Origin of the sequence: Mesorhizobium sp. M0815, from assembly GCF_040319995.1 — a bacterium.
GTDB lineage: Bacteria > Pseudomonadota > Alphaproteobacteria > Rhizobiales > Rhizobiaceae > Mesorhizobium.
In genome coordinates this window covers 14,787-36,535 of sequence record NZ_JAMYOU010000008.1, presented here as the reverse complement: position 1 = coordinate 36,535, position 21,749 = coordinate 14,787, and the positions used below count along the sequence as shown (strand labels likewise).

The following is a 21,749-nucleotide window of genomic DNA, read 5'->3' as shown; positions in this document are numbered from 1 at the left end:
TCACGCCTCCACCTCCTCGACGGTTTCGGCGCCAAGCCGGGTCAGCTGGCCCTTGGTCACGCCCTTGCGGAACTTCGGATCGGCGGCTTCGACGAGCAGGTAGAACTTGCCGCTGCGCGCGTAGGTGAAGCTCGTGGCATTGAAGACCGGGTGGTAATATTCGGGCAGGCGATTGGCGGCCAGCCCGCCGAAGAATGCGGCCAGCGCGGCGCCAAGTATCGCCGCCTCGAAGGCAATGACGAGAAAGGCCGGCCAGGAATGCAGCGGCCGGCCGCCGACATTGAGCGGATAGTCGATCTCGACCGAATAGAGGATCAGCCCGTAGACAAACACCGCGCCAGCGACGGCGCCGCCAAGGATGGCCCACGGCAAGCGCGTTTTGCGCATGCCGAGCATCTCGGCCAACCCACGCACATGGAATGGCGAGAACGCGTCCATGCGCCGGTAGCCACGCGCCCGCATGGTGCGGACCGCCGCGGTCAGCGCTTCCGGATCGGCGAAAGCCGCGATGACGCCGTAAAGGCTCATCCTGTGCTGCCCCTCTCCCCGGCCAGCTTCTCGACCTCGAAGATGGTGATGGCCGGCAGGATGCGGATGAACAGGAAGACCAATGCGAAGAAGGTGCCGATCGAGCCGAACAGGATGCCGAAGTCGAGCCACCTCAATGACTGCTCGCCCCAGGACGACGGCAGGTAGTCGCGGCTTGGCCCGGTGACGACGATGACGTAGCGCTCGATCCACATGCCGACATTGATGATCAGTGCTATGGCGAACAGCACCGGCATGTTGAGGCGCACCCGTCGGAACCAGAGCAATTGCAAAACTGCGCCGTTGCAGGCGAGCATGGCCCAGAACAGCGGCGCATAAGGTCCGAAGGCGCGCTGCCACATCATCGTGCGCTCGTAGATCTCGCCCGAATACCAGGCGAAGAAGGCCTCGGACGCGTAGCCATAGATGACGATCATGCCGGCGGCGATCATCAGCTTGGCGGCATTGTCCATGTGCCGCAGCGTGATCAGATCCTGGACCGAAAACGCCCAGCGCAGCGGGATGGCGATGGTGAGCACCATGGCGAAGCCGGACAGCAGCGCTCCGGCAACGAAATAGGGAGGAAAGATCGTCGAGTGGAAGCCCGGCGTGATGGCGAAGGTGAAGTCGAGCGAGACGATCGAATGCACCGAGACGACCAGCGGCGTGGCCAGTGCCGCCATCAGGAAATAGACCGTCTGATAGCGCGCCCAATGAAAGGCCGAACCGCGCCAGCCGATTGCCAGTATGCCGTAGAACAGCTGCGCCGGGCGCGATTTCGCTCGGTCGCGCAGGACGGCGAGATCGGGCAGCAGGCCCATATACCAGAACATCAGCGAAACGCTGGCATAAGTGGCGATCGCCGCGAAATCCCAGACCAGCGGGCTGCGCCATTGCGGCCAGTGCATATGGGTGTTGGGCAGCGGCAGCAACCAGTAGAAGAACCACGGGCGGCCGAGATGCAGGATCGGGAAAAGCCCGGCCATTGCAACGGCAAACAGCGTCATCGCCTCGGCAAAGCGATTGATCGAGGCGCGCCATGGCTGGCGCAGAAGCAGGAGCACGGCCGAGATCAGCGTGCCGGCATGGCCGATGCCGATCCACCAGACGAAATTGCCGATCATCGTGCCCCAGACGACGGGGACGTTGATGCCGTAGGCGCCAACGCCGACCGAGATCAGATAGGTGATCGAATAGAGGAAGATGAGGACGAAGACGAAGCAGGAAAAAAAAGCTGCCCAGAAATAGCGCGGCAGCCTGCCGTCGAGGACGATCGCACTGATACGGCCGCTGATCTCCGGAAGGTCGTGCCTGCCATGCAGAACGGGCAATGCGCCCGGTTTTGCAGCAAAAGCCTCAGCCATCGGCTTTCCCGCCTGACGAGAGACGGCCATTGATATTTATGATCTTGCCGAGATAGGTGGTGCGCGGTCGCGTATTCAGCTGCTCGAGCAAGGCGTAGTGATGCGGTGCCGCTTTTTCCTGCGCCACCCTGGCGCCCTTGCTGTTGAGATCGCCGAAGACGATCGCCTGCGTCGGGCAGGCCTGCTGGCAGGCGGTCACCACCTCGCCGTCGGCGATGGCGCGGTTTTCGATCTGAGCCTTGATGCGCTTTTCGGAAATGCGCTGGACGCAGTAGGTGCATTTCTCCATCACGCCGCGCGAACGGACGCTGACGTCTGGATTGTGCACGGCCTGTTCAGGTCCCGCGGCATCCTTGTCGAATTCCTGGAAGTCCAGGAAGTTGAAGCGCCGCACCTTGTAGGGGCAGTTCTGCGAGCAGTAGCGCGTGCCAATGCAACGGTTATAGACCTGCGCGTTGAGCCCGTCATGGGTGTGGGTGGTGGCGTTGACCGGACAGACGACCTCGCACGGCGCCTTCTCGCAATGCATGCAAGGCACCGGCTGGAAAAAGACGTCGAGATCGTCGAGCGGGCCTGAATAGTAGCGGTCGATCCGCAGCCAATGCATTTCATGGCCGAGTGCCGACTCGTCCGGCCCGACGGTGGCGATGTTGTTTTCCGCCTGGCAGGCAGAAACACAGGCCATGCAGCCGATGCATGCCGACTGATCGATCGACATGGCCCAGGCTTCCTGGCTGTATTGCCAGTCAGGATAGAGCGACTCGCTTGGCGTCGGCGGCACGCCGTCGCGCACGAAGTGCGGATCTTTGCGAAAGGCATCGAGCGAGGCATGGCGAACGATCGCCCTGCCCTCCATCGCCTGGTGGTGTTGTGTGGTGATGACCCGTGCGCTGCTGTCGCGCGGCGTGATCATGGCGCCATAGACGATCCAGGGAGCCTCAGGGCTTCGCAGCCTGTACGCGTCGTGGCCGTCAGCGAGTGCTGCCACCGAACCGAGCTTCCGGCCGAAACCCAGAGCAAGCGTCACGGTGTCGTCGGGATGGCCAGGCATGATCCAGACCGGCGCATCGATGTCCATGCCGTTCGAGGCGATGTTGACGACCCGGCCGTTTTCCACCTGAAGCCGTCCTGATGTCGCCGGCGACATCAGGGCTGCGTTGCCCCAGACGATCTTGCTCAGCGGCCGCGGCAGCTCCTGCAGCCAGGACGAATTGGCATTGCGTCCATCGCGCAGCCAGGGATCGGCAACGAAACGGATTTCGACGCCTTTTGCCGCTTCGATGCGCGGCTTCAGGCCGCGCAAATCCGGGGGCATCGCGACATCGGCTGGAATGCTGGCACTGCCGGACACAAAGCCGTCGCGAAGCGCCTTTCGCCACGCAGGATCGTCCAGTGTCTGCGCCCAGGTCCGGCGGACGAGCTGCAGCGCAGAAACAGCTAATTCACCGCCAAGCACGGCGAGGAGTTCATGCACGGTCCGCCCCCGGTAAAGCGGCCTGATCAGCGGCTGCACGATCGACGCGGTTCCGTCATGGGCGCGCAGGTCACTCCAGCTCTCGAGATCATGCGCAGCAGGGATATGCCAGTGTGCGACGAAGGCGGTTTCGTCGCGGTGGAGACCCCAGTGGACAAGAAGCTTCAGCTGCGAAAACACGTCGTGGACATCAAGTCCCGCAGGCGCAGTGTGGAGAGGATTGGCGCCAAGTATGACAACGGTGTCGATGTCCCGCGCGGCGATCGCCTGGCAAAGTGCCGCGAGGTCGCCCTCGATGGGCATCGCGTCGGGCGGCTCGATCAGTTCCACGGTGTTGCCAAGCGCACCAAGCCGCGCATTCATGGCAAGAGCGGCGGCATGGACGAACGGCGTTTGATGGGCGCCCGGCACGATCAGCGCCGAGCGGCCGGCCGCCTTCAGGTCGTTCGCGGCGGCAGCCAGCCAGGTCGGGTCCAATGCCAAGGCGCTTGGCGCCGCTTCGCCGCCAAGCACGGCGCTCAGCGCCGCTGCGACGGTTTCGACCTCGCTCGGCCGCACCGGCCGGCGATGATCGGCGGCAGCGCCGGTGATCGTCGGCGTCGACTCCACCGCATAGAGCCGGCTCATCGTATCGTCCGCCCGGCGCACGCGGCGTCTTGCAGCGAAATCACGGGCGTAGGCGAGACGACCGGGGCCTTCGCCCAGGAAATCCGCGTCGAGACTGAAAATCACGTCGGCGCGATCAAACCGGCAGACCGGTGCAAGCGCCCTGCCGAACAGGATCTGTGTGGCTTCGGTGCCGGACGGCGTCGCCAGGGGATCGTGCCGGAACAGCCTCAGCCTGGGATAGCGCGCGCGCAGCGCCTCGAGCTGCGCCTTCATGGTGGGCGAGGTCGTTGCTTCGATCAGCAGCGCCGTGCCAGCTCCAGCGAGCCGCGAGGTGAGCTCGGCCATGTCGGCAAGGAAGTCGTCATAGGCTGCGGGTTCGCCATGCTTCAGCGGCATGCGCGAGCGATCGGGGTCGAACAGCGACAGCACCGCCGCCTGCATGACAGCGTCCGTCGCGCCGCGCGAGGCCGGATGGTCGGGATTGCCTTCCACCTTGGTCGGCCGGCCCTCATGGCTTTCGACCACCGCACCGATGCCGTAGCCGTCGCTCGACAGCGTGGTCGCGTAATAAAGCGGCCGGCCGGGAACGATGTTTTCCGGCTGGCGGATATAAGGCAGGATGTCTTCGGCCCGGCTGCAGGCGGCAAGCCCGGCCAGCGACAGCGATGCACCCATCAGCTTCAGCAGCGTGCGCCGGTCGAGCCGCGCCGGGATGCGCTCGGCGATCGAAGGAAATTCGGCATCGACGAAGCGGCGGAATTCCGGTGTATCGGCGAGTTCGTCGAGGCTCCGCCACAGCTCCGGACCAGGCGAAAGCCGTTCGCGCAGGCCGGCCATGTCTGGAGCCGCAATCGGCTTGTCAGCGGTGGCAGACATAACAGTCGGTCATGGTCTCGGGGTGGATATCGAGAAGGCTGATGAGCGACCGGCGGATTTCGGCGATGCCGGCCGGCGGCTTCCAGTGCATCAGGAACACGTCCTGCGGCGGACGCAAATTGGGCTCGGGATCGCGATGGCATCCCAGGCACCATTCCATCGACAGCGCGTGCGCCCGCCGTATCAGCGGCATGTCGTCGACCTCGCCATGGCACGTCTCGCAGGCGACGCCTTTCGCGATATGGATCGAATGATTGAAATAGACGAAGTCGGGCACACTGTTCACCCGCTGCCACTGCAATGGCTGCCCGGAGGCAAGGCTCGCCCGTACCGGCGCCAGCATGTCCGCGTTGGTGAAGAGCTGCGAATGGCAGGTCATGCACACCTCCGTCGCCGGCAGACCAGCCGATGACGAAGTCTCGACGCCGCTATGGCAATAACGGCAATCGAGGCCGAGCTCGCCGACATGGTGCCTGTGGCTGAACGGCACTGGTTGCGCCAACGGCCGGCCAACGCCGGTGACGAAGTCCGAACGCAGGATGGCGGTACCGCCGAGAGCCGCAAAGATGGCCATGAAACACGCGCCCCACAGAGCGAAGCGTGAAATGCCGTTGGCGCTCCTTGAAAAGACCTGCGGCATCCCCTCGCCGATTTCACATCCAGCAACCGTATCCACCCCCCAAAGCCCCTAACTGCGGCTGCGTGGGTAAGTTCCGGCCGGGGCAGCGGAGATCACAGAATGGTTACCCCGCCCTGGCCCATCGGGTCGGCTGACCGGAAACCATCGAACACTCCATGCGTTCGGATGAGGTCACGTTTCGTTTCACCCGGACAACCATCATGACCATCCCCGACCTCCATCCCATTCGCCGCTGGGCGCGCGCGGCATGAATCTCGCCGCATCATTCGCCAGGCGTTTCGTCGAAGGCACGCTGGCCGGCTACACAAGCGAACGCCACCCGATAGGGCGACGGTGGATCACCCTCAGCGAGCGCATCCTGTCAATGGCCCGGTCGGACAATGGCATCATGCAAAGCTTCAGGAACGCGGCCTTCAGCGTCGTCGGCCATCTACCGCGGCTGCAACGGCCACTGCTGGAGCGGGTCGCCGGGCTGAAGGAATGAAGTGGTCGCATAAACCTTTTCGCCGGACGTGCGTTGTTGGGTTTCAAGCCAGGGAGATGACCATGCAGATGAAATCGGAAATCGCCGGCGAGGCCGCCAAGCAACGGCACATCCAGCGCCGTATCGACGAGAAGGACAAGTCCAAGTCCAAGGGCAAGCCAAAAGGCGCCATGCAGGCCGGTGCCCGCAAATATCCCGAGCCGCCCTTCCCCGAGCAGCACCAGCCGAAGCCGGGGCATGAATGGGCGATCGAGCCGGCGCCGCTTTACGATGCGCCATTTTATATCGGATCGAAAAAGCTCGACGGCAAAGTGGCCGTCATTACCGGCGGCGATTCAGGCATCGGCCGCGCGGTGGCCGTGCTCTATGCACGTGAAGGCGCCGATGTGGCGATCGTCTATCTGTCGGAGGACAAGGACGCCGAAGAGACCAAAAGGGCCGTCGAAACCGAAGGCCGGCGATGCATCCTGATCAAGGCCGATGTCAGCGAACGCGGCCACTGCCACAACGCGGTGGCTGAGATCGTGCAGCAGTTTGGGCGGATCGACGTGCTGGTCAACAACGCCGCTTTCCAGGTCCATTCCAGCGATTTCAGCGAGCTGACCGAGGAGCATTTCGACACCACGCTGAAGACCAACCTCTACGGCTATTTCCACATGGCGCAGGAGGCCGTTCCGCACATGAAACCCGGTTCGGCGATCATCAACACCGGTTCAGTGACCGGCATCGAGGGATCGAAGCAACTGGTCGATTACTCCATGACCAAGGGCGGCATTCATGCCTTCACCCGCGCGCTCTCGGGCAACCTTGTCGACAAGGGCATAAGGGTCAACGCCGTGGCACCAGGCCCGGTTTGGACGCCGCTCAACCCCTCGGACAAGGAAGCCGGCGATGTTTCGAAATTTGGCGCCGACACACCGATGAAACGACCGGCACAACCGGAAGAGATCGCGCCAGCGTATGTGTTCCTCGCCTCGCCGCACTGCTCGAGCTACATCACCGGCGAGATATTGCCAATCGTCGGCGGCTACTGACGACATGTATTTCATAGCCTTGGCCACCGACTACGACGGCACGCTGGCGCATGAAGGGATTGTCGCCGAAAAGACACTTGCGGCGCTTCAACGCTTCAAGAAGAGCGGCCGCAAGCTCATTCTCGTCACCGGGCGCGAGCTGCCCGACCTGAAACGCGTCTTTCCCGAAGTCGCGATCTTCGACAAGGTGGTCGCGGAAAACGGGGCGCTGATCTACACGCCGGCCAGCGAGGAGGAGCGGACGATATCTCCGCCGCCCGCCCCCGAGTTCATCGCCAAACTCAGGAAACACGGTGTCAAACCGCTTTCGGTCGGACGCTCGATCGTCGCCACCTGGGAACCGCATCAGGTTACCGCGCTCGAGGTCATCAAGAAATTGGGGCTGGAGCTGGAAATCATCTTCAACAAGGGCGCGGTGATGATCCTGCCCAGCGGCATCAACAAGGCGACCGGGCTGACAGCCGCGCTTCAGGACCTCAGATTGTCGCCGCACAACGTCGTCGGTGTCGGCGACGCCGAAAACGACCACGCCTTCCTGCGCGCCTGCGGCTTCAGCGTCGCCGTCGACAACGCACTGCCGGCAGTCAAGGATACGGCGGATCTCGTGACACGAGGCGCGCGCGGAAAAGGCGTCGAGGAACTGATCGCCAAGGTGGTCGAGCGCGATCGCGAGCTTGTGCCAAGCCGCGATGGCATTCTGCTTGGCTCGGACGATGGCAAGGAGGTGTATCTGTCGCCAACCGATACGGTGCTGATCGCCGGCAGCTCGGGCATCGGCAAATCGACCTTGGCGACCGCATTGACGGAGCGTTTTGTCGAGAGAAAGTTCCAGTTCTGCATCTTCGATCCGGAAGGCGACTACGATGGCCTCGAGGGCGCCGTCCGGCTGGGCGACGGCTCGAACGCGCCGACGAAGACGCAGTTGCTCGATCTCCTGGAGAAGCCGGACAACAATCTGGTCGTCAACGGCCTGGCGCTGCGCGTCAACGAGCGGCCGGACTTCTTTGCCGACCTGCTGCCGGGCCTTGGCGGTGTTCGCTTCCGCACCGCGCGACCACACTGGCTGATCATCGATGAGGCGCATCACCTCTTGCCGAAGCGGCGCGACGACACGCCAATGGTTCTGGCGATGGAATTGCCGGGCACGATCCTGATCACCGTTCATCCGGATGCGATCTCAACCGAAGCATTGCGGCTGGTCACCGCCGTCATCGCACTCGGCCCCAAGGCGAAAAAGGTCGTCAAGACGTTCTGTCGCGAGACCGGCACCGAACCGCCAAAGGACAAGGATCTGAGCTCTCCAAAAGACGAGCACGTGCTGTTCTGGCGGCCGCAGGCGCACAAGAAACCTGCCATGGTCGAGCCGATCGAGCCGCGGCAGTCGCTCAAGCGCCATAGCCGCAAATATGCCGAGGGCCAGCTCGACGAGAAGGGCAGCTTCTATTTCCGCGGCCCCGACCATGCGATGAACCTGCGCGCCCATAATCTGATGATTTTCGCCCAGATCGCCGAGGGCATTGACGATAAGACCTGGGAACATCATTTGCGCGCCGGCGACTATTCCAAATGGTTTCGCCACCAGATCAGGGATAAGGAGCTGGCGCGCGAAACCGCCGAAGCGGAGAAAGACGACACACTTTCGGTGCAGGAGAGCCGCAACCACGTCCTGGACGCAGTGCGCCGCCGCTATACCGCGCCCGCCACCGCGCCGAAGGAATAGATGCAAACTGCGCCTAGCCGGTCCGAAGCCGGGCTGAGTTGGAGAGGTCAGACGATCAGGTGATCGATCCTGATCGGCAGGTCGCGAATGCGCTTGCCGGTGGCATGGTAGACCGCGCTCGCGACCGCCGCGGCGGTCCCGACATTGCCGAGTTCGCCCAAACCCTTGACGCCGGCCGGGTTCACCTCGTGGTCAATCTCCGGAACCAGTATCACTTCCAGCTGCTTCACGTCGGCGTTGACCGGCACGAGATAGTCCTGCAGGTCGCGATTGACGTAGCGCGCATGACGCTTGTCGATTTCCGTCGCCTCGTGCAAGGCTTGGCCGATGCCCCAGATCATGCCGCCCATCAGCTGGCTGCGAGCGGTGCGGGTGTTCATGATGCGCCCGGCGGCAAAGGCGCCGACGATGCGCGGGACGCGGATCTCGCGCGTATGGCTGTTGATGCGCACCTCGACGAATTCCGCGCCAAAGGCGTATTTCACCGAATCCTTGTCCTGGTCGCCGCCGTGGAACTCCGATTGCCCGGCATAGAGCTTCTTCAGCGCCTCCGGTGACGATCCCTTTGGCGCGAATTCGGCATATTCCTCGATCGCACCGATCTGCATCGTCTTGAAAACATCCGACAGCTTGGCCGATTTGCCGTTGTCCGCGACGATTTTCTCTTGGCTCATTTCAAGCTTGGCGTTGCCGGACCCGGCCAGCGGCCCGGCTTCGGCGACGGCCGCGGCGAAAAGCTTTGCGCGGACGGCATCGCAGGCCTTCAGCACCGCCGAGCACACGCTTGCCGTCGAAATCGACCCGCCGGACACCGGTGCCGGCGGCAAGGCGCTGTCGCCCATTTCGACGCTGACCTTGTCCATTTCTATCCCGAGCCGTTCGGCTGCCATCTGCGCTGCCACCGTGCGCACGCCGGTGCCGATCTCATGCGAGCCGCATTGGACGCGAACCTCGCCGTCAGTGGTCAGGCGGACGCGGGCGGCGCATGGCGCAGCCGCCGTCGGATAGATTGCGGTGGCGCAGCCCATGCCGACCAGCCAGTCGCCGTCACGCATCGAGCCAACCGCGGCCTCGCGCTTGGACCAGCCGAAGGCCTCGGCGGCCTGGTCGTAGCATTTCACGAGCGAGCGGCTGGAGAAGGGCTTGCCGCCGATCGGCTCCTTCTGCGGCTCGTTGACGCGGCGGAACTCGACCGGGTCCATGCCGAGCGCCACCGCCATCTCGTCCATGGCATTTTCCAGCGCATAGACATAGGGCGTCTCCGGCGGCGAACGCATGTAGCCAGGCGTATTGCGGTCGGCATGCACCAGCGAGACGTGGGTCAGCACCGAGCCGTAATCGTACATGCGTCCGGTGGCCGAAGTGCCACCGACGACATAGGGATCGGGCCGCGACGTGACTTCCCAGCCTTCGTGTGCAAAGGCGGTGATGCGGCCGTCCTGGTTTGCGCCGATGCGGATGCGGTGCCGGGTCTCCGCCCTGTAGGTCTGCGTGCCGTACGCCTGAATGCGGCTGACGACGCAGCGCACCGGCCGGCCGACGCGGCGGGCCGCAACGGCAACGATCGCCGTGCGGGCCGTCATCGGCCCCTTGGAGCCGAAGGCGCCGCCGACATAGGGACTGACGATCCGCACATTGGCCGGATCGATCTTCAACTGCCGGGCGAGTTCGGCCTTCCAGCCGGTGACGTTCTGGCTTGGCTCGTAGACCGTAAGCTGATCGCCCTGCCAGACCGCCGTCGTCGAGAACAGCTCGATCGGGTTGTGGTGCTGGGTCGGCGTCGAATATTTCTCATCGATCTTCACTGCGGCTGCGGCATAGGCAGCATCGAAGTCGCCGGCTTTGACGTCCTCCTTGAACAACGGACTCTTGCCGGCGGCCGGCTCCATCTCCGTTCCCCTGGAATCGAAGCCGGCGCTGGGCGTCTCTTCGGCGTAGTCGGCGCGGATCAGCGCCGCGGCTTCCTCGGCCGCCTCGAATGTTTCGGCCACCACCAGCGCGATGATCTGGCCGTCGTGGAAAATGGCCTTGTCATGCAGCGGCGCGATCGAACTTGCACCGGTGTTGCCGAATTTCGGCTTGTCGATGCCGTCCATGTCGCCGACGCTGACGATATCGAGAACGCCGGGCACCTTACGCGCCTTTTCGAGCCGGACGGCGGTGATGCTGCCCTTGGCGATGCTGCTGGTAGCAAGTGCGCCATAGGCCATATTGGCGGTTGGAAGATCGGCCGAATAGCCGGCCTGTCCGGTGACCTTCAGGCGGGCATCGATGCGCGGAACGGGATTTCCCATATTCTCTTTCGGCGCGGGAGCAGCTTGGTTCATGGGTCAGACCTTCATGTCGCGCGTTTCGAGCAGGGCCCGCACAAGCGTGCGCTTGCCGAGCAGTATCTTGAACGCATTGTGTTCGCGCGGTTTCGCCTCGGCGAACGCGGCTTCGGCGGCAGCTTCGGCCGCCTCATCGTCGAGTGCCTTGCCGCTGAGTGCTTCCTCGGCCGCCCTGGCCCGCCATGGCACGGTTGCCACGCCGCCAAGCGCGATGCGCGCCTGGCTGACGGTGTCGCCGTCCATGTCCAGAGCCACGGCCGCCGAGGCCAGCGCGAACGCATAGGACTCGCGGTCGCGGATCTTCACGTAGCGTGAGCGGCGGCTCCAGGCGCCAAGCGGCACCTCGATGGCCGTGATCACCTCGTCAGGGGCCAGTTCGGTTTCAACGTTGGGCGTATCTCCCGGCAGGCGATGTAGCCTCGAAAACGCTATCTTGCGCATACCGCGCCTTGCCTCGACCTCGACCGTCGCGCCGAGCGCGATCAGCGCCTGGGCGAAATCGCCGTGATAGGTGGCGATGCAGGCGTTGCTGGTGCCAAGGACCGCATGTTGCCGGTTGAACCCTTCCATGGCCGCGCAGCCGGAGCCCGGCTCGCGCTTGTTGCATGGCCAGGAGGTCTCGCGAAAATACTCGCACCGCGTCCGCTGCAGCACATTGCCGGCCAGGCTCGCCATGTTGCGGATCTGGCCGCTGGCGGCGAACTTCAGGCTTTCGGCAAGCATCGGGCAAAGGCGCTTGATCTCGCCTGTGTCAGCAGCCTCGCCCATGCGGACCAGCGCGCCGAAGCGGATGCTGTCGTCGCCGACCTCGATCTGCCGCAGGACCCTATCACCGAGACCATTGAGATCGACCAGCCGTTCCGGCCGGGCCACGCCAAGCTTCATGTAGTCGGCCAGATTGGTGCCGCCGGCGATGAATTGCGCGGCGGCCTCGGTCGGCGGAACACCCTCTGCGGCAAAACGGGAAGCAATGGCGGCCGCCGCGGACACGCTGGCCGGTCTCTCGTAAACGAAGGGGCGCATCTCAGGCTTTCCTTGTTTCGTCCCGGGCCTGCACGATGGCCGCGACTATGTTGGGGTAGGCAGCGCAGCGGCAGAGATTACCGCTCATATACTCGCGGATATCGTCCTCGGAGCCGGCATGGCCTTCGTTGATGCAACCGATGGCGGACATGATCTGGCCGGGCGTGCAGTACCCGCATTGGAAGGCGTCATTGTCGATGAAGGCCTGCTGCATCGGATGCAGATTGCCGTCGGCGGAAGCGAGCCCTTCCACCGTGGTGATCTCATGGCCCTTGTTCATCACGGCGAAGCTCAGGCACGACAGCACCCGCTTGCCGTCGACAAGAACGGTGCAGGCCCCGCACTGGCCGTGATCGCAGCCTTTCTTGGTACCCGTCAGGCCGACATGGTCGCGCAGCGCGTCGAGCAGGCTGGTGCGATTGTCGAGGGCGAGATTGTAGGGCTGCTTGTTGATGCGCAGTGAAATCGCCGACAGATCGCGCGGCTCGGCCGAAGCGGCAGGTTGCGGGGCGGCGGCTTTTGCCGACGTGGCCATGAGCGGCCCTGCCGCAGCCGCCGAAACGGATCCGGTCATGAAACTGCGTCGGCTCAGGCTGGCAAGAGGGGTTTCGGACATGGCTGGCTCCCGGCTGGCTGGGTCTCAAGCCGGCCGAACCAGTCACGCAAGGCAAGGTTCCTCCGCCTCACGTGGCTGTGATCCTATGTTCATCCGAACCGTGCCGGGGAACTCTCGAGCCGGCTTGCCGTTCAACCCCGATCGGACAGAACCGAAATGGCGTCTGGAGCGAGATCATGAAGTCACAGATTGTTGCCGAAAGCGCCGGCCAAAGAACGTTCGTCGTTGTGCTTGATCCCGGCGAAGAGGCGTTTGCGCAGCTGACCTCGTTTGCGGCCGACCACGGCGTTGGCAGCGCGTCGCTGAGCGCGCTCGGCGCTTTCGAAAGGGCAACTGTCGGCTGGTTCGACCCTAGGGAAAGGACCTACCGGAAAATTCCCATCCGGGAACAGTGCGAGGTGCTGAGCGCGATTGGCGATGTTGCCATCGGCGACGACGGCAAGCCCAGCCTGCACGTCCATGCCGTGCTCGGATTGAGCGACGGCAGCACAAGGGGCGGCCATCTGCTGGACGGCATCGTGCGGCCGACGCTCGAGGTCACATTGGTGGAGACGCCTGGACATCTGCGCCGCAGGCACCGTCCCGAGCTCGGTGTCGCGTTGATCGACCTGGAGGCTTGATCCGAGCCGATCACTTCGTTGATTTGACTGCGGCTTTCTCAGGGGCGCCTTCCCAACCAAAAACGCTGCGGCCGCCGAGCAGATGCGATTGCTCGAACTCCCCGGCGACGATTTCCTTCAGGCTTGGTCCGGTGACATAGCGCTCGACCTGCCGCGACTGGTCGTCCAGCCGCCGCAATGCGCCGATCTCTTCGTCACGGCCGAGCCTGGCCTTCTGGACGGCCGACTTCAGCACGCCTATCGTCTCGTCATAGACCTTCAGCGGCACAGGGAACGGATGCCTGTCCTTGCCGCCATGCGCCAGCGAGAAACGCCCTGGATCGGAAAAACGGCACGGCGCGCCATGCACGACTTCGGCGACCAGCGCCAGCGCCCGCACCGTGCGCGCGCCGACATTGGGCACCAGGAGAAGCCCGGCGAAATCTGTTGGGCCGCGCTCGGCCGCCGCCGCGATGTTGCCGTGCAGGCGGCGCATGACGATATCGCTTTCGCGTACATCGTGGTGCGCCGGCATCACCAGATGCGGCAGCAGCTTTTGTGCCGGCTCCGGCGCTGGCGCCGAACCCCGCTCCAAAGCGGCAAGCTCCCTCACGATGCGATCCGGTCCAAGGTCGTGCAGAAGGTCCAGTTGTCCCTGGCGCGACGCTTCGGCGCGGCGGTCGGTCAGGTTGACGATCTCGCCCTGGTTGGCGCCCTCTATGGCGGCATGCGGCTGATCGACAAAGCTCTTCAGGCCTTCCGACAGCCAGTGATAGCGGCGCGCCACCTTGTTGTCGCCGTTCATGCCTTGCTGCACCACCACCCACTTGCCGTCATCGGTGACGATGAAGCCGTGCAGATAGAGATCGAAACCGTCCTGGACCGCGGCGCTGTCCACCTTGGCGACGAGCCGGCTGGCAGTCGCCAGGCCTTCTCCGTCGAGGCCGACTCGCTCGCCGATCAGCGCGAGTTCGTGCGGGGTCTTGCGCGAATGCGCGCCGCGGCCGCCGCAAACATGAATGCCAAGCTCGCCGGAAAGCGGCGACAGACCGCGCTTCAAGGCACCGACGACGCTGGTGGTGATGCCGGAAGAGTGCCAGTCCATCCCCATCACGGCACCAAAGGACTGGAACCAGAACGGGTGCGCCAGCCGGCGCAGCAATTCATCGCGGCCGTAATGGTGGATGATCGCCTCGCACATGACCGCGCCAAGCCGCGTCATGCGGTCGCCGAGCCATTTCGGCACGCGCCCGCCGTGAAGTGGAAGGTCAGCACTTCCCGATCGCTGTGCCACGCTCTTTTGCTTGCTCCTTGAGTCCTGCCTCGACAGATAGGTATCGAAAGTGCCGCGAAGAAGCGATGGCCTGATTCAGGCCGCGATCGTTGCGAGCCGCTAGAGCTGTTCCAGGAAAAGTGTGAAACGGTTTTCCGTCCGGAATTGCGCAGAAACAAAGCGATAGAGCGGTTCGGCGTTTCCGTGAAACGATGAACCGCTCTACCGGGCAGGCTCGCTGAGGAGATCAAACTTCTGGATCTCGCAATGCTCGCCCACCGATGCCAGCAGATCCATTGGCGGTGCGCCAGTGTCGGGCCGCCTCCAACTGATCTCGAACGAGAACACAGGGTCCTTGAGATCTGGGCGCCTCTCTATTGCGACGAGGCGTGCCTGGTAGCCAAGCGGCCCGATGAGCGCATCGAGCTCCTGTCGAGCCGCGGCCTTCCACGTCAGTGCCAACTGGGCATGGTGTTCGCGCGACATTCGAAGGTCCACCCATTTCAGGACCAGCAAAGTGGCCAGCGTCAGCGCCGTGCCGGCCGCGCCCAAGCCGTATTGGCCACCACCGAAAGCCAATCCGATCGCCGTCATCACCCACAACGTGGCCGCTGTGGTGACCCCGCTGACAAGATTGCCGCGGCGAAGAATGGCGCCACCGCCGATAAAGCCGACGCCGGTCAACACGCCCAGCGGAAAGCGCAGGACGTCCATCGATGCAAACGAATCCGGGTGCTTGCCAACGGTCTCCAGCAGAATACTGGCCTGGATCATTGTGATGGCGGCGGCCAATCCCACCAGCACGGTGGTGCGTAGCCCCGCCGCGTGCCCGCGCGCCTCCCTGTTGAGGCCTATCAAAAGGCCTGCGAGCGCGGTCAGAAGCAGCCGTGCCGCGATGTCTTGCCAAACCGGAACAACGAGGAGCATCGCGGTCACCCGTCAGGCCAAGCGCTGCTGGCCTGGATTGGCGCCAGGGTCAAAGCGAACAAGGGTAACAGCGTCTTCATCGCAAATTCTTTTCGTCGATAAGCAACAAACGATGCGCTTAGGTTTTGGTTGCGCAGCCGACGATTCACCTCGGCTATGGGCAGCGACGGAACAAAACCTTCGGCCCGGGGTTGGTGGGTTCACGCCAACGAAGGATTTTCAAACATGGTCCGCTTGCTGGTTGCCGGAGCCGTCGCTTATCTGGCCTATCGCATTACCAAGGAGATCGGCGGGTCCGACGAAGTCGACCCGCTGTCGCCTGCGCCCGACCAGACCGGCCGCAAGGTGGCGAGGCGGCAAAGCAGGGCCCAGGGGAATGGCCGACCGCGGTAGCGAATGCCTCAGCGGCGGCGCGGACCAGCCATGACCGCATTTCCGTTGCCGCTCGACCTTCGTCCGATGGAAGCCAAAGCCGCCGACGCAATTCCTGGCGGCGACGGGCTTTGGCAGTACGAACCGAAATGGGACGGGTTTCGGTGCCTCGTGTTCAAGGGTGACGATGCCGTCGATCTGCGTGCAAAATCGGGCAAGCCGCTTGGCCGCTATTTTCCCGAACTGATCGCGGTGCTGCGCGATGTGAGGTCGCGACGGTTTGTTGCCGACGGCGAGATCGTCATCGAGGTCGACGGATCGTCCTCGTTCGAGGCCCTGCAAATGCGCCTTCATCCAGCCGAAAGCAGGATCCGCAAGTTGAGCCTGGAGACGCCTGCCATGCTGGTCCTGTTCGATATGCTGGCCGAACCCGGCGGCAAGATTATCATCGAACAACCCCTCACCGACAGGAGACGGGCGATCGAGGCCTTTGTCGCGTCGGCGGGACGGCGCGAACTGCGCCTGTCCAAATGCACGCACGATGCCGCTACCGCCGAGCGCTGGCTGCAAGGCGCCGGCCATGGCTCGACCGACGGTGTTGTTGCAAAACTGATCGCCGAGCCATACCAGCCCGGCGAGCGCGCCATGGTCAAGGTCAAGCGGCTGCGCACTGCGGATTGCGTGGTCGGCGGCTTTCGCTATCTCGCCGGCAGCAACGAAGTCGGATCCCTGCTGCTTGGCCTCTACAATAACGAAGGCAGGTTGGACCATGTCGGATTCACCTCGACCATCGGCAAGGACGACAGGGCGGCGCTGACCAGACGGCTGGAAAAACTGCGGGCCAAACCGGGTTTCACCGGCGAGGCGCCGGGCGGGCCAAGCCGCTGGAGCACGGAGCGCAGCGCACAATGGGAACCGATAAAGCCTGAACTGGTGGTCGAGGTTCGTTTCGACCATGTGACAGGCGACCGGTTCCGGCACGGAACCAAGCTGTTGCGCTGGCGGCCGGACAAGGAGCCCCGGCAATGTACGTTCGAGCAGATGGAGTAAGTCCCGCCGGAGGCAACGCTTCAAGGCGCTCTTGGTGTTCCGTTCTGCCGCCTACGACGGAACCGATGCAGAATTCACTGGTTCGCCGCACTAGCCGAGCCTCGGCAATCCATTGCCGAGGCTCGGGATGCAGTCTGAAAATCAAGCGGCTTCTTGCATTGCGCGTTCGTTGACACCGCTTTCGCCGAGCTTGGAAAGCGCTTCGTCGGTCGCGACCTCTTCCTTGAGTGTTGCCCTGAGCAGTTCGACAACGTCGCTCTTGCCGAGTTCTTCCGCCCATGCGATCAAAGTGCCGTAACGAGCGATCTCGTAATGCTCGACGGCCTGCGCCGCGCCGACAAGCCCGGCGTCGAGCGCAGGAGCACCGTTATACTCCTCGAGCACTTCCGAGCCCTCTTCGATGATGCCGTCAATCGCTGGACAGGTCTTGCCGCGGGCCGGCTTGCCGAATTTCTCGAACACCTCCTCCAGGCGATCGACATGTCCTTCGGTTTCCATGTGGTGTTTCTCGAAGGCGGCAGTCACTTCTTCCGACTCCGCGCCCTTGGCCATTTTGGGCAACGCTTTCAGTATCTTCTTCTCGGCGTAGTAGAGGTCTTTGAGCCCGTCGAGGAACAGGTCCTCGAGGCCCTTGCTTGCCGCCTTCGCGGCCTTTTTCGTAGTCGGCATGGTCGTCTCCCGGGAGTTGGTGGCAGCCTCGCAAAGTAGAGGCGTCCGATAACCCTCCGATGGGAAACAAGTTCCCTGACGGTTCAGGAGCTTTGAAAATTTTTCCGACGGCACTTGTGTCGTATCGCAAGGGGCCTCGACCTGCGGTAGCAACAGGCGAGAAAAGCACTCAGCGCTCGCCGGTATGTCCGACCAGGCGGATATATTCGGCCTCGGCCAGGCCGTAGCCGCCATCCGCTAGCGAAACGAGACCATCGCGGTCGCGGATAATGATTTCGCCGCGGCGGGACCGGATGAGCCCTCGGCCCTCAAGCAGCTGGAGCGCGACCGTGACGCCCGGACGTCTTACGCCGAGCATGATCGACAGGAATTCGTGGGTGATCGTCAGCCGGTCGCCGGCCACCCGATCGTCACACATGAGCAGCCAGCGCGCCAGCCGGTCTTCAAGCTTCGATCGCGCGTTGACCAGCGCGGTGTAGCCGGTCTGGATATGCAGACACTGCACGTAGCGCAACAAAAACAGCCGCAATGTCGGGCTTTGCGTCAGCGCTGCCTTGAATGGCTCGGCATCTATCCTGGCGGCTTCTCCCGCCAGTTGCACATAGCAATCATGGACCATGCGGTCGTCGCCCATCACCAAGGCCGAGCCGGTCATACCTTCCAAGCCAATGAGGCCAACTTCCGCATCGCTGCCATTCGGCATTTTCGCAACCACTGAACCAATGCCGTCCTCGACGAAATAGATGGCCTCGATCAGTGATCCGGATACTTCGAGCGATTGCCGCAACTCCAGCGAACAGCGCTCGATGTGCGGCTCGAGAAATGCAAAATCGCCGGCGCTCATCCGGCGCAACAGCTTGTTTTTGAATAGATTTTGATTGGAAATAGCTGGATCAGACATAGCTGGGCCCAAAACAGGGCAAGAGCTTTTTGATCTCCCAGCCGTCCGCGCCCGGTATAACCTGCTGACGATACGGCTTATATAAGCGCTGAAAGGTATGGAGCCTACTAAATAAACGAATTCGATGCACGGCAGTTTCTCCTGCCGCTTGCCTACGAAAACATCTGACTGAAAGTTAGAGTTGAAAACGTACCAAAGGTGCTTGGTACGAAATCGATAAATCAAAAATGTCGGGCGCGAAAGAGCCCGTCGCGAGGGATGCAACGGGCTCCATTCGGGCGTCGTGGGCTACGCCCAGTGATCCAAATGAGGGTGGCTTGGATCACTACAATAATGCAGGTGAAAGGCAGTCGTTCCCGATCTGTCCGCTCGGTAATTTCCGTACATTGAGTTTGGAGGCAAGCGGCGCTAATTGAATTTGAGTCATCCACACAGGCATGGCGAGTGGATGCTTGAAAGACGCTTCGCGCTTTCGCCCTTTTCAGGGAGGATGGCATGTCGATGCATGGTGCAGCAACTCCAGCCGAACTGAGCGTGCTGAGAAAAGCGCTCGACGACTGCTGCCGCGAGTTGGGTGTTGCGGACGACAGTCCGGTCCGCGAGCGGTTGGCCGCCCGTATCATGTCGCTGTTCAACGAGGGCGTGCTAAGCGCCGATCTAAAGGAAGCACTGGCCGCCGATCGCCAACACTAAAGCTGCTGCTATGGCGGGGTCCTCGGTGTCGAAGGGTCCGACGCCAGGTCGGCCTTTTTAGCCAGAGTCCTAGAGACTTTTCGTCTATTCACGACAAAACGCCCGCCGCTTATTGCCCGGCGGCAGGCGTTTTGTCGTGAGCGTGACGCTAAATGCGCCCAAGCACGACCAAGATGATGACGATGAGCAGCACCAGGCCGAGGCCACCGCCACCGTAATAGCCGGTGCCGTAGAACGGTCCGCCGCCCAAGCCGCTGAAGCCGCCAAGCAAGGCAAGGACCAAGATGATGATGAGAATGGTTCCAAGGCCCATGATGTCTGCTCTCCTTGTTTGCGCTGCCGCCATTCGCATCAGCGCGTTCGCATTGTACAAAGGTATGAACTCGCAAGGAGCATTCCTGTTCCGGCGGGACAGCAAGGCGCACGCTCATGCAGCGAGGAAAACGCCGGGCTGTGCAATGGCGCGCCGGCCACCTTGAACACCTGAGAACATGCTGAATTCATAGGAAATTTGTCGGAACCTTCGCCCGCCCGAACGGTTGTTTTCGTAGTCGCAACGCGACGACCCTCGTGAAAAGGAGAAGCATCATGCTCACGAAAATTCTCGCAGCTTCGGCGCTTACGATCGGTCTGGCCACGTCAGCGATGGCCCAGAACGTCGGCGACCCCTCCGGAGCCGCTGCCGACGGCAGCGGGCGGACGGTCGTAGTCCCGGATAATGGCGGCCCTGACACCGGCACGGATTCGACCATCACCAACAGCATTCGCGATTTCTCAACGACGAATTCGAATGCCGACCGGAATTGCCCGCCGGGCCCGCAGGGGGCTCTGCCCGATGCGACCGGCAAGGCTCCGGGAACGATGGCGCCGACGGTGAACGATAACCACTGCGGCAAGTAAACGCCCTGTGATCATAGCCTGACGAGGCTGCGGAGCGTGCGCTCCGCAGCCTCGTCAGTTTGCCATGAATCAGCCGCCTAACGGCCGCGGTGGTCGAAGCTGACGGCGATCTCCCGACCGTCCAGCGCCCGAACGATGAAGCCAACCAGCTCCTCGTCGGTTTGCCGGCACCAAGGAAAGCGTCTGCGCAAATCGGCTATGACGACGGTGGTCGAGAGAATGTCGCCGGAATGGTAGTCGGCCATGATGGTGTGAACGGCAGCGTCGGTATCAATACCGATTCCTAGCGGCGACCTGATCTGCCCCACGGAAGCCTCCACCCATCTCTCCCAGCCAACGATAGCAAGACTGCGGCAAAGCGAAAGAGCTTGTACGATTCCGTACGATCTCGCGGCTTGCGTTGCACTTTGCGCGACGCGGCCGGCGTCCTTTGTTTTGCCTTTCCAAACCATTGTTTGGCGTCGCAGCGGCTCTGGCCGCCGCGACCAGGCAACCTCGCCGCAGCTTCCGCGTTGAGCCATCGGAGGGATGACATCAGCCTCGGAGAACTTCCATGAAAACACTTCTATCCATCACTGCGGCAGCGCTGATGGCCGGCGCGCCTTTGGCTGCTTTTGCCCAATCGGCGACGCTGACACCTCTGACGACCGACACCATGAGCAAGGTTGACACGGCGACGTTCGTGAAGACGGTGCCCATCGCCAATACATTTGAAATCGAGTCGAGCCGACTTGCACAGAAGCAGGCGACGGCCGACGATGTGAAGGCCTTCGCGGCGCAAATGGTCACGGACCACACCAAGGCCGGCGAGGACTTCAAGGCGGCGCTCAGCAAAGGTCAGACAACTTCGGCCACCACGCCGGCCGGCCCGCCGCTGGACACCAAGCACCAGGCGTTGCTCGACCAACTCAAGGAGGCCAGCGGGGACAGCTTCCAATCGAAATATATCGACATGCAGACCCAGGCGCATAAGGAAGCGGTGGCGCTGTTTTCCGCTTACTCAAATTCCGGCGACGATCCGGCGATGAAGGAGTTTGCCAAGAAGACGCTGCCGGTGCTGCAAATGCACGAACGTCACGTGAAGGATCTCGCTGCTGCGCATCAATGAGGGCGAAGACCGCCTGCGGTCTTGCCAACGGAAACGCCCCGGCATGAATGAAGCGGCTGTCGTCCGGCCCGGAACAAAGCACCGAGAGTGCCGTTATTCACCTGGCTTATTCCGGGGAGTATCCAATGGAAGGCGGCATTCGCGAGGCGCCAAGGGCATTAGCGCTGGGTTTCGGCGCCATCCTGGTCGCCGCTGTCACAGGCTGAAATCGCTTTCCGAACGGGACAGGCTGCCTTCATGCGCTACGGCGAGATATTTGCAAATGTTACGGCACTCATGTTGCTGGCCTTGATGATTGGCGGCGTCTTCGTCCTGTTTGGAGAGCCGCTGTGGCCGCGGCACTACGCGAGAATGGTGCTGGTTACGGATATCGAGGGCATGACCACCGCGTCAGTCCGAACAAGCTGCGTGCCCAGTCCATGCCTGCCCGACACCATCGATCACACCGTGCTCACTCCTCGCCCCGAGGACGGACCGTGATCTGCGATTTGCAGCAGACGCGGAGCGAGGAGATGCGGAAAGGGCCGCCACGCGACCTGCGCGACGGACGCTTTGGTTC

Annotated in this window: 24 protein-coding genes; 11 read left to right on the top strand and 13 right to left on the bottom strand. The window is 62.8% G+C overall.

The genetic code is table 11. The features are described 5' to 3' along the window. From NKI01_RS11560 to NKI01_RS11545, 4 genes are read right to left on the bottom strand one after another with little or no spacing between them, the layout of a single operon-like run. Nucleotides 1–528, bottom strand: coding sequence for a DUF3341 domain-containing protein (locus NKI01_RS11560; RefSeq protein WP_352963224.1), 528 nt, complete (start codon nucleotides 526–528; stop codon nucleotides 1–3). Then, nucleotides 525–1,892: an NrfD/PsrC family molybdoenzyme membrane anchor subunit gene (gene nrfD / locus NKI01_RS11555; protein ID WP_352963222.1), complete on the bottom strand. Its 1,368-nt coding sequence runs from the start codon at nucleotides 1,890–1,892 to the stop codon at nucleotides 525–527. Before nrfD ends, NKI01_RS11560 begins: the two co-directional genes overlap by 4 nt. Next, entirely contained in the window at nucleotides 1,885–4,851 is a 2,967-nt protein-coding gene (locus tag NKI01_RS11550; protein WP_352963220.1) for a TAT-variant-translocated molybdopterin oxidoreductase, read from the bottom strand. Before NKI01_RS11550 ends, nrfD begins: the two co-directional genes overlap by 8 nt. Continuing rightward, nucleotides 4,835–5,491, bottom strand: a complete 657-nt coding sequence (locus tag NKI01_RS11545) for a cytochrome c3 family protein (protein ID WP_023720534.1) — start codon at nucleotides 5,489–5,491, stop codon at nucleotides 4,835–4,837. The genes NKI01_RS11550 and NKI01_RS11545 overlap by 17 nt, the downstream gene beginning before the upstream one ends. 247 nt (nucleotides 5,492–5,738) lie before the next feature. Between NKI01_RS11545 and NKI01_RS11540 the strand changes: the two genes are divergently transcribed. From NKI01_RS11540 to NKI01_RS11530, 3 genes are all read left to right on the top strand, one after another. Beyond that, a complete protein-coding gene (locus tag NKI01_RS11540; protein ID WP_352548013.1) occupies nucleotides 5,739–5,975 on the top strand; it encodes an FAD-dependent monooxygenase family protein in 237 nt (78 codons plus the stop codon). A gap of 62 nt (nucleotides 5,976–6,037) precedes the next feature. Further along, the gene (locus tag NKI01_RS11535) at nucleotides 6,038–7,009 is read left to right on the top strand and encodes an SDR family oxidoreductase (protein WP_352481428.1); all 972 of its coding nucleotides are present in this window, start codon (nucleotides 6,038–6,040) and stop codon (nucleotides 7,007–7,009) included. Between the two features lie 4 nt (nucleotides 7,010–7,013). Continuing rightward, entirely contained in the window at nucleotides 7,014–8,729 is a 1,716-nt protein-coding gene (locus NKI01_RS11530) for an HAD family hydrolase (RefSeq protein WP_352963218.1), read from the top strand. A 47-nt stretch (nucleotides 8,730–8,776) separates the two neighbouring features. Here NKI01_RS11530 and NKI01_RS11525 read toward each other — a convergent pair whose 3' ends face one another. The 3 genes from NKI01_RS11525 to NKI01_RS11515 are packed head-to-tail and all read right to left on the bottom strand — an operon-like array spanning nucleotide 8,777 to nucleotide 12,698. Then, a complete protein-coding gene (locus NKI01_RS11525) occupies nucleotides 8,777–11,056 on the bottom strand; it encodes a xanthine dehydrogenase family protein molybdopterin-binding subunit (RefSeq protein WP_352495097.1) in 2,280 nt (759 codons plus the stop codon). A 3-nt stretch (nucleotides 11,057–11,059) separates the two neighbouring features. Beyond that, on the bottom strand, nucleotides 11,060–12,082 hold the full coding sequence (locus NKI01_RS11520; RefSeq protein ID WP_352963216.1) for an FAD binding domain-containing protein: 1,023 nt from the start codon (nucleotides 12,080–12,082) through the stop codon (nucleotides 11,060–11,062). A gap of 1 nt (nucleotide 12,083) precedes the next feature. Next, the gene (locus NKI01_RS11515) at nucleotides 12,084–12,698 is read right to left on the bottom strand and encodes a (2Fe-2S)-binding protein (protein ID WP_352548009.1); all 615 of its coding nucleotides are present in this window, start codon (nucleotides 12,696–12,698) and stop codon (nucleotides 12,084–12,086) included. A gap of 176 nt (nucleotides 12,699–12,874) precedes the next feature. On the opposite strand from NKI01_RS11515, the gene NKI01_RS11510 reads away from it, so the two are divergent. Then, nucleotides 12,875–13,318 (top strand): PPC domain-containing DNA-binding protein, encoded by a 444-nt coding sequence (locus NKI01_RS11510; protein ID WP_352963214.1) that lies wholly within the window; start codon nucleotides 12,875–12,877, stop codon nucleotides 13,316–13,318. A 10-nt stretch (nucleotides 13,319–13,328) separates the two neighbouring features. Here the strand turns inward: NKI01_RS11510 and NKI01_RS11505 are convergent, their stop codons facing one another. Both NKI01_RS11505 and NKI01_RS11500 read right to left on the bottom strand, forming a co-directional pair. Continuing rightward, on the bottom strand, nucleotides 13,329–14,591 hold the full coding sequence (locus NKI01_RS11505) for a DUF763 domain-containing protein (protein ID WP_352963211.1): 1,263 nt from the start codon (nucleotides 14,589–14,591) through the stop codon (nucleotides 13,329–13,331). Nucleotides 14,592–14,792: 201 nt separating this feature from the next. After that, nucleotides 14,793–15,497, bottom strand: coding sequence for an MgtC/SapB family protein (locus NKI01_RS11500; protein WP_031194456.1), 705 nt, complete (start codon nucleotides 15,495–15,497; stop codon nucleotides 14,793–14,795). A 225-nt stretch (nucleotides 15,498–15,722) separates the two neighbouring features. Here NKI01_RS11500 and NKI01_RS11495 point away from each other — a divergent pair, with 225 nt between their 5' ends. Further along, nucleotides 15,723–15,890 carry a hypothetical protein gene (locus tag NKI01_RS11495; protein ID WP_352895272.1) on the top strand — a complete coding sequence of 56 codons (168 nt, stop codon included), beginning with the start codon at nucleotides 15,723–15,725 and terminating at the stop codon, nucleotides 15,888–15,890. Between the two features lie 30 nt (nucleotides 15,891–15,920). Beyond that, the gene (locus NKI01_RS11490) at nucleotides 15,921–16,919 is read left to right on the top strand and encodes an ATP-dependent DNA ligase (protein ID WP_023720544.1); all 999 of its coding nucleotides are present in this window, start codon (nucleotides 15,921–15,923) and stop codon (nucleotides 16,917–16,919) included. A gap of 141 nt (nucleotides 16,920–17,060) precedes the next feature. Here the strand turns inward: NKI01_RS11490 and NKI01_RS11485 are convergent, their stop codons facing one another. Next, on the bottom strand, nucleotides 17,061–17,588 hold the full coding sequence (locus NKI01_RS11485; protein WP_023720545.1) for a YciE/YciF ferroxidase family protein: 528 nt from the start codon (nucleotides 17,586–17,588) through the stop codon (nucleotides 17,061–17,063). 169 nt (nucleotides 17,589–17,757) lie between these two features. Beyond that, nucleotides 17,758–18,489 (bottom strand): Crp/Fnr family transcriptional regulator, encoded by a 732-nt coding sequence (locus NKI01_RS11480; protein ID WP_352963300.1) that lies wholly within the window; start codon nucleotides 18,487–18,489, stop codon nucleotides 17,758–17,760. A gap of 495 nt (nucleotides 18,490–18,984) precedes the next feature. Between NKI01_RS11480 and NKI01_RS11475 the strand changes: the two genes are divergently transcribed. Continuing rightward, nucleotides 18,985–19,182: a hypothetical protein gene (locus NKI01_RS11475; protein WP_023720547.1), complete on the top strand. Its 198-nt coding sequence runs from the start codon at nucleotides 18,985–18,987 to the stop codon at nucleotides 19,180–19,182. 148 nt (nucleotides 19,183–19,330) lie between these two features. Here NKI01_RS11475 and NKI01_RS11470 read toward each other — a convergent pair whose 3' ends face one another. Continuing rightward, entirely contained in the window at nucleotides 19,331–19,495 is a 165-nt protein-coding gene (locus NKI01_RS11470) for a DUF3309 family protein (RefSeq protein ID WP_023720548.1), read from the bottom strand. A 275-nt stretch (nucleotides 19,496–19,770) separates the two neighbouring features. Here NKI01_RS11470 and NKI01_RS11465 point away from each other — a divergent pair, with 275 nt between their 5' ends. Continuing rightward, nucleotides 19,771–20,082 carry a hypothetical protein gene (locus NKI01_RS11465; protein ID WP_023720549.1) on the top strand — a complete coding sequence of 104 codons (312 nt, stop codon included), beginning with the start codon at nucleotides 19,771–19,773 and terminating at the stop codon, nucleotides 20,080–20,082. A gap of 77 nt (nucleotides 20,083–20,159) precedes the next feature. Here NKI01_RS11465 and NKI01_RS11460 read toward each other — a convergent pair whose 3' ends face one another. Then, nucleotides 20,160–20,390, bottom strand: a complete 231-nt coding sequence (locus NKI01_RS11460; RefSeq protein ID WP_156948137.1) for a hypothetical protein — start codon at nucleotides 20,388–20,390, stop codon at nucleotides 20,160–20,162. 281 nt (nucleotides 20,391–20,671) lie between these two features. On the opposite strand from NKI01_RS11460, the gene NKI01_RS11455 reads away from it, so the two are divergent. From NKI01_RS11455 to NKI01_RS11445, 3 genes are read left to right on the top strand one after another with little or no spacing between them, the layout of a single operon-like run. Beyond that, nucleotides 20,672–21,190, top strand: coding sequence for a DUF4142 domain-containing protein (locus NKI01_RS11455; protein ID WP_245278645.1), 519 nt, complete (start codon nucleotides 20,672–20,674; stop codon nucleotides 21,188–21,190). A gap of 47 nt (nucleotides 21,191–21,237) precedes the next feature. After that, nucleotides 21,238–21,396, top strand: coding sequence for a hypothetical protein (locus tag NKI01_RS11450; RefSeq protein WP_352816788.1), 159 nt, complete (start codon nucleotides 21,238–21,240; stop codon nucleotides 21,394–21,396). Between the two features lie 31 nt (nucleotides 21,397–21,427). Then, nucleotides 21,428–21,670 carry a hypothetical protein gene (locus tag NKI01_RS11445; protein ID WP_023720552.1) on the top strand — a complete coding sequence of 81 codons (243 nt, stop codon included), beginning with the start codon at nucleotides 21,428–21,430 and terminating at the stop codon, nucleotides 21,668–21,670. Nucleotides 21,671–21,749: the final 79 nt, after the last annotated feature.